This is a genomic window from Mesorhizobium sp. M0664 (assembly GCF_040320565.1).
Classification (GTDB): domain Bacteria; phylum Pseudomonadota; class Alphaproteobacteria; order Rhizobiales; family Rhizobiaceae; genus Mesorhizobium.
On sequence record NZ_JAMYPW010000001.1, the window covers coordinates 608,566 to 616,864 of the forward strand.

General features: G+C 64.3%; 7 protein-coding genes. 6 read left to right on the plus strand and 1 reads right to left on the minus strand.

Translation table 11 applies throughout. From position 1 onward, the window contains the following. Window positions 1-166: 166 nt before the first annotated feature. The 6 genes from hisS (at window position 167) to NKI39_RS02785 (ending at window position 7,682) form a co-directional block, all read left to right on the plus strand. Entirely contained in the window at window positions 167-1,729 is a 1,563-nt protein-coding gene (gene hisS / locus NKI39_RS02760) for a histidine--tRNA ligase (RefSeq protein ID WP_352502097.1), read from the plus strand. A gap of 178 nt (window positions 1,730-1,907) precedes the next feature. Continuing rightward, window positions 1,908-3,026 (plus strand): ATP phosphoribosyltransferase regulatory subunit, encoded by a 1,119-nt coding sequence (locus NKI39_RS02765; RefSeq protein WP_352502098.1) that lies wholly within the window; start codon window positions 1,908-1,910, stop codon window positions 3,024-3,026. Continuing rightward, a complete protein-coding gene (hisG, locus tag NKI39_RS02770) occupies window positions 3,023-3,724 on the plus strand; it encodes an ATP phosphoribosyltransferase (RefSeq protein WP_352502099.1) in 702 nt (233 codons plus the stop codon). The genes NKI39_RS02765 and hisG overlap by 4 nt, the downstream gene beginning before the upstream one ends. Window positions 3,725-4,112: 388 nt before the next feature. Further along, window positions 4,113-5,879 carry an AMP-binding protein gene (locus NKI39_RS02775; RefSeq protein WP_352502100.1) on the plus strand — a complete coding sequence of 589 codons (1,767 nt, stop codon included), beginning with the start codon at window positions 4,113-4,115 and terminating at the stop codon, window positions 5,877-5,879. 67 nt (window positions 5,880-5,946) lie between these two features. Continuing rightward, window positions 5,947-6,168 carry a cysteine rich repeat-containing protein gene (locus tag NKI39_RS02780; RefSeq protein ID WP_352450969.1) on the plus strand — a complete coding sequence of 74 codons (222 nt, stop codon included), beginning with the start codon at window positions 5,947-5,949 and terminating at the stop codon, window positions 6,166-6,168. 410 nt (window positions 6,169-6,578) lie between these two features. After that, on the plus strand, window positions 6,579-7,682 hold the full coding sequence (locus NKI39_RS02785; RefSeq protein WP_352502101.1) for a calcium:cation antiporter: 1,104 nt from the start codon (window positions 6,579-6,581) through the stop codon (window positions 7,680-7,682). A gap of 314 nt (window positions 7,683-7,996) precedes the next feature. Here the strand turns inward: NKI39_RS02785 and NKI39_RS02790 are convergent. Beyond that, a partial coding sequence (locus NKI39_RS02790; protein ID WP_352830579.1) for a hypothetical protein occupies window positions 7,997-8,299 on the minus strand: 303 nt, incomplete at its 5' end.

The following is an 8,299-nucleotide window of genomic DNA, read 5'->3' on the forward strand; positions in this document are numbered from 1 at the left end:
GGCGTCGGCGTTCCCTGGAACACCCCTCATCCGACCGAGCTTCGCTCGGCCACCTTCTCCCACAAGGGGAGAAGGAGAGCCGCAAACCCTTGCCTTCTCCGGGCTGCATCGGTAGGACACGCCGACCCGAAATAAGTCACCGATTACTTAGCAAAGTACCCATCCCATGGCCGACAAATCCGAAAAGATGAAAGCGCGGCTGCCGCGCGGCTTTGTCGACCGCGGCGCCGACGATCTGCGCACCGTCGAGAAGATGATGGCGACGATCCGCTCGGTCTTTGAGCTCTACGGTTTCGAGCCGGTCGACCAGCCGCTGATCGAATACACCGATGCGCTCGGCAAATTCTTGCCCGACCAGGACCGGCCGAACGAGGGCGTGTTCTCGTTCCAGGACGATGACGACCAGTGGCTGTCGCTGCGCTACGACCTGACCGCGCCGATGGCGCGCTTTGTCGCCGAGAATTTCGAGCGCCTGCCGAAACCCTATCGCAGCTATCGCTCCGGCTGGGTGTTCCGCAACGAGAAGCCCGGTCCCGGCCGCTTCCGCCAGTTCATGCAGTTCGACGCCGACACGGTAGGCACGCCGGGTGTCGCGGCCGATGCCGAGATGGCGATGATGATGGCCGACGTGATGGAGGCGCTCGGCATCAAGCGCGGTGATTACGTCGTCCGCGTCAACAACCGCAAAGTGCTCGACGGTGTGCTCGAGGCGATCGGCCTCGGCGGCGACGAGAACGCTGGCCGCCGGCTGCAGGTGCTGCGGGCGATCGACAAGCTGGACAAGCTGGGCGTCGAGGGCGTGCGCCTGCTTTTGGGCGCCGGGCGCAAGGACGAGAGCGGTGATTTTACCAAGGGCGCCGGGCTGGGTAACGCTCAAATCGATGTTGTGATCAGCTATTTCACGGTCATGGCGCAGCATGATCCCGAACAAGTTGTCCAGACACTGGGATCTATCACCCCAGGGCTCAGCAATCTTGTCGAGGAAAGAAAACTCGAACATCTCGGCATCACGAACGCCTCGTTTGTCGAGGGTCTTGCAGAGTTGGAGCAGATAAGAAGCATGGTCGCGCAAAGCGGCTACGGTGAGGATCGCATTCGCATCGATCCCTCCGTTGTGCGTGGCCTCGAATATTACACCGGCCCGGTCTACGAGGCCGAGCTGCTGGCCGAAATCCCCAACGAGGACGGCCAGATCGTGCGCTTCGGCTCGGTTGGCGGCGGCGGACGTTATGACGGCCTCGTCTCGCGCTTTCGTGGCGAGCCGGTGCCGGCGACCGGTTTTTCCATCGGCGTCTCGCGCCTGATGACGGCGCTGAAGAACCTCGGCAAGCTCGATACTTCCGATGTCATCGCGCCGGTCGTCGTGCTGACCATGGACAAGGATACGGAAAGCCTCGGCCGCTACCAGAAGATGGTGGCCGAGCTGCGCGCCGCCGGCATCCGCTCGGAAATGTATCTCGGCGGCGCCGGCATGAAGGCGCAGCTGAAATATGCCGACCGCCGCGGCAGCCCGGTCGCCGTCATCCAGGGCGGCGACGAGCGCGCCAAGGGCGAGGTGCAGATCAAGGACCTGATCGAAGGCGCGAAAATGTCGGCCGAGATCGCCGACAACGCCGAATGGCGCGCCGCGCGACCGGCGCAGGTGACCGTGTCGCAAGGCGATCTGGTCGCCGAGGTGAAGAAGATACTGGCGGCGCAGGCGGCCGACCGAGCGAAGGGTGGCGCGTGAGCACCCCCCTCTGGCCTGCCGGCCATCTCCCCCTCAGGGGGGGAGATTGGATATCGCGCCTGCTTTCGCCAATCTCAAGCGTTGGAGAAGAGACACCGAGGCCGAAGCTGCCGATCTCCCCCCTTGAGGGGGAGATGGCCGGTAGGCCAGAGGGGGGTGCCTCGCGCTCCACATTCCCATGACCTCGCGCCCCGCCATCGCATCCGACATCACCAGCCTCTTCGCCGCGCGAAATACGCATGCGGTCGAAGTCGCTGTGCTGCAGCCGGCCGATCCGTTCCTCGACATGGCCGGCGAGGATTTGCGGCGCCGCATCTTTCTCACCGAAAGCGAGACCGGGCAGACGCTTTGCCTGCGGCCGGAATTCACCATTCCGGTCTGCCTCGACCACATCGCCAGCCAGGCCGGCACGCCGCGCCGCTATTCCTATCTCGGCGAGGTGTTTCGCCAGCGCCGCGAGGGCGGCAACGAGTTCTTCCAGGCCGGCATCGAGGATCTCGGCGACCGCGACACGGCGGCCGCCGACGCCCGTTCGCTGGCCGATGCGCATGCGCTGCTGTCGCTGGTGCTGCCCGGCCGGGAGCTGGCGGTGACGCTCGGCGACCAGACCATCTTCGAGGCGGTGCTGGCAGCACTTGGCCTGCCGCGCGGCTGGCGCATGCGGCTGGCCCGTGCCTTCGGCTCGGCGCCGATGCTGGAGGCAGCACTTGCCGACCTCGCCAATCCACCGCGCAACAGCCAGCTTGCCGGCCCGGTCGCCGCCCTTGTCCTCGACGGCGATCTCGACGGTCTTTCGGCGCATGTCGCCGGCGGCATGGAAGAGGCCGGGCTGTCGGCAACGGCCGGGCGTTCGCCGTCCGAGATTGCGCGGCGCCTGATCGAGAAGGCCGAACTGCGCAGCGTGCGGCTGTCGAACGAGGCGTTTGCGGCGCTGAAGAGCTTCCTGGCAATCGACGTGCCGCTCGACAGCGCCGCCGGAGCGCTCGAACGTTTTGCAGCCGATGCCGGGCTTTCACTGGGGGCTGCGCTGGAGAATTTCGCAGCCCGCGCCGCGGCCATCGCAAGCCTCGGCCTGCCGACGTCTGAAATCAGCTACGACGCCGCCTTCGGCCGGCCGCTCGATTACTACACCGGCCTGGTCTTCGAGATCGCGGCGCAGGATGGCGACCGGCCGCTCGCCGGTGGTGGCCGCTACGACCGGCTGCTGACGCTGCTCGGCGCCAAAACGCCGATCCCCGGCGTCGGTTTTTCCGTCTGGCTCGACCGCATCGAGGCGCTGCGGGAGACGGCGCCATGATCACGCTGGCGATCCCGTCGAAAGGCCGGCTCAAGGAGCAGGCGCTGGAGGTGCTGGCCAAGGCCGGGCTTGCCGTCAGCCTGCCCGGTGATGAACGCAAATATCGCGCCCGCATCGACGGCCTTGACGGCGTCGAGATAGCGTTCCTGTCGGCCTCGGAGATATCAGGCGAAATCGGCCAGGGGTCGGTCGATCTCGGCATCACCGGCGAGGACCTTTTGCGCGAAAACCTCGCCGATTGCGAGACGCGCGCCGAAATCATCGCCCGCCTCGGTTTCGGCAATGCCGATGTCGTCGTCGCCGTGCCCGACATCTGGCTCGATGTCGACACCATGGCCGACCTCGACGACGTCGCCGCCGACTTCCGCCAGCGCCACGGCCGCCGGCTCAGGATCGCCACCAAATACTGGCGCCTGACCCAGCAGTTCTTTTCGCAGAAGCACGGCATCCAGGTCTACCGCATCGTCGAAAGCCTTGGCGCCACCGAAGGCGCGCCGGCGGCCGGATTGGCCGATATCGTCGTCGACATCACCACGTCAGGCGCGACGCTGCGCGCCAACCATCTCAAGGTGCTGGCCGACGGCCTCATCCTGCGCTCGCAGGCCTGCCTCGTGGCGTCGAGGAAGATGCGTTCGGCGACGGACGAGGCCGTGTTGCGCGATATTGCGGGCAGGATGGCATCGGTGAACGCAGGCTGACGACCAGCCGATCTCCCCCCTTGAGGGGGAGATGTCGCCGAAGGCGACAGAGGGGGTCGGTACGTCTTGACGCGACTCTCCTAACGGCAGAGAGACGACCCCCTCTGGCCTGCCGGCCATCTCCCCCTCAAGAAGGGAGATTGGCAGCTTGGCCGCAGTGCCAACCTGAAGCGATTTTCTTGACGTACAGCAATTTTGTTCTTGCTTTGTGCCGGCAGCTATGCTACTAATCTCACTATGGTGCCAATTGGCCCCGAAGACCCGCCCGCCGAGGCGGGTTTTTTATTTTCGGCCCTGACAGGCGAGTTCCCACCCAGCCCCACCATGGACGGGATTTCCACCACCCCGCCGGGCTGATAGGCTCGGCTGGTCTGCGGAGGACACGGCGATGCCGATCAATCTCGACGAGTTGAAGAATGCCACCAGCCTGCGCGGCAAGCGCGATGGCGGCTCGTTCATTGCGCCGGTCGACGGCACGGCGCACGTCTCGGGCGAGCGCAGCGTGCCGCTGCTCAACCTGACCATCCCGGCGCTGTTTGCCGATACGGTCGGCAAATACGGCACGCTCGATGCCGCCGTCTTCGTCGAGCAGGACAAGCGCTTTACCTGGGACGAACTGTCGGAGACCGTCGATGCACTGGCCGCCGGTTTCCTGGCGCTCGGCCTCGAGAAAGGCGATCGCGTCGGCATCTGGTCGCCGAACCGCTGGGAATGGCTGGTGACGCAATTCGCCACCGCCCGCATCGGCCTGGTCCTGGTCAACATCAACCCGGCCTACCGGCTGGTCGAGCTGGAATATGCCTTGAACAAGGTCGGCTGCAAGGCGCTGGTCACCGCCGCCACATTCAAGAGTTCCGACTATCTCGGCATGATCGAAACGCTGGCGCCGGAGATCGCCAACGCTGCGCCGGGCAAGCTCGACGCCAACAAGCTGCCGGCACTGAAGATCGTCATCCGCATGGACGAGGAGAATTCTGCGGGCATGTTCAATTTCGCCGACGTCCTGGCGATGGCCGGGCGCGACGAGCATGACAAGCTCGACCGGATTTCAGCGGGGCTGAAACCGGACGACGCCATCAACATCCAGTTCACCAGCGGCACGACAGGTGCGCCCAAGGGCGCGACCCTGACCCACAACAACATCGTCAACAACGGCAATTTCGTCACTTCGGCGATCCGGCTCACCGTCGACGACCTGCTGTGCATCCCGGTGCCGCTCTACCACTGCTTCGGCATGTCGATGGGCACGATGGGCTGCGTCACCAAGGGCGCGACCATGGTTTTCCCCAGCGAGGGCTTCGATGCCGGCGCCACCCTGAAGGCGGTGGCAACGGAACGCTGCACCGCGCTCTACGGCGTGCCGACCATGTTCGTCGGCCTGCTTGATCATCCGGAGTTCGCCTCCTTCGATCTCACCAGCCTGCGCACCGGCATCATGGCCGGCTCGCCATGCCCGATCGAGGTGATGAAGAAGGTGGTGTCGCTGATGCATATGGCTGAGGTGACCATCGCCTACGGCATGACCGAGACCAGCCCGGTGTCGTTCCAGAGCAGCGTCGACGATCCCCTGGAAAAGCGCGTCTCGACCGTCGGCCGCGTCCATCCGCATGTCGAGGTCAAGGCCATCGACGCCGAAGGTGCCACCGTCGCGGTCGGCGCGCCGGGCGAGCTCTGCACGCGCGGTTATTCCGTGATGAAGGGCTATTGGGACGATGAGCAGAAGACCCGCGAAGCCATCGACGCCGACGGCTGGATGCACACCGGCGACCTCGCCACTATCGATGCCGAGGGCTATTGCAACATCGTCGGCCGGGTCAAGGACATGGTCATCCGCGGCGGCGAGAACGTCTATCCGCGCGAGGTCGAGGAGTTTCTCTATCGCCACCCCAAGGTCAAGGAGGTGCAGGTGTTCGGCATTCCCGACCCGAAATATGGCGAGGAGCTGTGCGCCTGGATCGTGCTGAAGCCCGGCCAGATCACCACGGAGCAGGAGATCAAGGCCTTCTGCGCCGGCCAGATCGCCCATTTCAAGATCCCGCGCTACATCCGCTTCCGCACCGAATTGCCGATGACGGTGACCGGCAAGCCGCAGAAATTCCTGATGCGCCAGGCGATGGTCGACGAGCTGGGATTGGTGACGCAGAAGACGGCGTGAAAAGGCTTCCGTTTGTGCCTACGCGTGACGGAGGCGTTGTTTGGGCAACATATTTGAGGGGTGTTCCATGCGGATTGGGTTAGGCGTGCTTTTCCTGGCAACTCAGCTGGCAGCCACCGCGGTGCTGGCGCAGACGGCGGCCGAGCGTGAGGCCTGCCAAGCAGATTACCAGAGATTGTGCAAGGGCGTGTTGCCGGGCGGTGGCCGCGTCGTAAAATGCCTGGCCGGTCACATGAGCGAGCTGACGCCCGAATGCAAGAAGGTCGTCAAGGCCAACACGCCCGGCTAGCGCGCGAGCTTCCTGCGGGTGACATGATGTTTCGAGGTGTGCGGGGGCAGGAGGCAGCGCAATCGCGGCGGATTCTTGCGAAGAGGACCCCCACCCCTAACCCCTCCCCCCAAGGGGGAGGGGGACTTTCGGTGGCGCCGACCTCGGCAAATTGCCTGCCTTTCGGCGCCAAAGGGAAAGCAAGGGCGCGCGGCAGCTTTCCCTCCCCCTTGTGGGGAGTCTTAGGGTGCGGGTCCTCTTCGCAAGAATGCGTACGCGATTGCGCTGCCCTTGTGGGGAGGGGCTAGGGCTGGGGTACGCTGCGATGGCGTCATGACCTGTCATATGCGATTTCTCTGGATGGTCGCGGTGCGCAACAGTGGTTGCAAATCGCCCTTCCACGGGATTTGCGGGAAGGCAAGAAGGTGACAATGAGTGGTCTCGCAAGATCGGCGATTTCCTACGGCATGCCGTTGGCCGCGCTGGCGATGGCTGTCGCGGTCAGGGCCAGCGGGGTGTCGGTCGACGAAGGGTCGCTGGGCACCAGGATATTTATCGGCGCGCTGTCGAGCGCGATCATGTTCACCACCATTTTCGTGGTGCTCGACCACGCCGAGGCGGTGGCCCGGCGGGTGGGCGAGCCGTACGGCACGTTGGTGCTGACCATCGCCGTGACGGCAATCGAAGTGTCGATCATCGTTTCCATCATGCTGCACGGCGCCAACAACCCGACGCTTGCGCGCGAATCCGTGTTCTCGACGGTGATGATCACCTCCACCGGCGTCGTCGGCATGTGCCTGACGTTTGGCGGCTGGCGCCATCGCAAGCAGGCAATCGTCCGCCAAGGGACCAGCGCCTATCTGGCGGTGCTGGTCGCGCTGAGCGTCATGACGCTCATTCTGCCGACCTACACGCGAACCACCGATCCCGGCACGTTCTCGGCGGCGCAACTTGGCTTCGTCAGCGTGCTTTCGGTGCTGCTTTATGCCGGTTTTCTGTTCGCGCAGACTGTCCGCCACCGCGACGATTTCATCGACGGGCAGGCACATGGCGCCACGGTGCGAGCCGACGCTCACGAAGGCGTCGCCGCCGGCGCTGTTCTCCTGCTGATCGGGCTGATCGGCATCGTCATGCTCGCCGAGCAGGTCGCTGCAAGCGTCGAGGACGCGCTCGTCGCCTATCAGGTGCCGCAGGCCGACGCCATTGTCGGCGCAATGATCGCCGGGTTGGTTCTGATGCCGGAGGCGATCTCGGCGGTTCGCGCCGCGCTCAGCAACGAGCTGCAGCGCGGCCTGAACGTCGCCATGGGCTCGGCCTGCGCGACAATCGGCCTGACAATACCCGGCATAGCCGCCGCCAGCCTGCTGACCGGAAGAGGCCTGACCCTGGGCCTGCCGGCGACCGACATGGTGCTTTTGGTCCTGGCGCTTTTCATCTGCAATGTGAGCTTCAGCACGGAGAGGACGACGTTCCTGACCGGCTTGGTGCACCTCGTGGTATTTTTTACCTGGGTGTTTTTGATATTTGTGCCGTGAGGGTTGGGGGGCGAGGTGGCGATCAGAGGCGGCCCGGCCATGAAACCACTATCGACCCGTTTTCGAACGAGCGGTTATCCGTTTCCGCACGAGTCGCGAAGTAAGCAAGCCGCAGAAGTTCCCGATGAGGCGATGGTCGAGAGGTGGTGACGACAAAGACGGCTTGAGGGGCGGGCGCTCCGATTTGTGTCCTTTGCGCCGTGGGCGGACGCTTAGCGTCAAGGCCTTGAACGTCTCGATCGGGTCACGATTGCGGACTGACGGCTTCTGGCGCTAGAAAGGTGAGAGCGGACGTTCAAGTCCCAAGGATCTGGCTATTTCGGTTCGAGGTCGAGCCATACGGCGTTCTTTGCGCCGAGCGCTTCGATCATCGTTTTCAGCTCGCCGCGATCGCCAAATTGACCGTTCGGCACTTCGGCGATCGCCCAACTCGCACTCGAATACTCGTTCGAATAGCTTGTCGACACCGAAGCTGGGCGAACTTTGCTTCGGCACATGCCAACGGTTAGCCAACATCGATGCATGGGGCCGAAGAACGAACATGAAGTAATCGCGGAAGCGGTGGCCACCTGAGATGTGGCGGCGATGTTCGAACATCTGGCCGGCTGGCTGTCCTC

Bases quoted from the DNA above. Each gene is read 5' to 3' on its own strand.
- hisS (WP_352502097.1), top strand. From the start codon at position 167: ATGGCCGACAAATCCGAAAAGATGAAAGCGCGGCTGCCGCGCGGCTTT.
- NKI39_RS02765 (WP_352502098.1), top strand. From the start codon at position 1,908: ATGACCTCGCGCCCCGCCATCGCATCCGACATCACCAGCCTCTTCGCC.
- hisG (WP_352502099.1), top strand. From the start codon at position 3,023: ATGATCACGCTGGCGATCCCGTCGAAAGGCCGGCTCAAGGAGCAGGCG.
- NKI39_RS02775 (WP_352502100.1), top strand. From the start codon at position 4,113: ATGCCGATCAATCTCGACGAGTTGAAGAATGCCACCAGCCTGCGCGGC.
- NKI39_RS02780 (WP_352450969.1), top strand. From the start codon at position 5,947: ATGCGGATTGGGTTAGGCGTGCTTTTCCTGGCAACTCAGCTGGCAGCC.
- NKI39_RS02785 (WP_352502101.1), top strand. From the start codon at position 6,579: ATGAGTGGTCTCGCAAGATCGGCGATTTCCTACGGCATGCCGTTGGCC.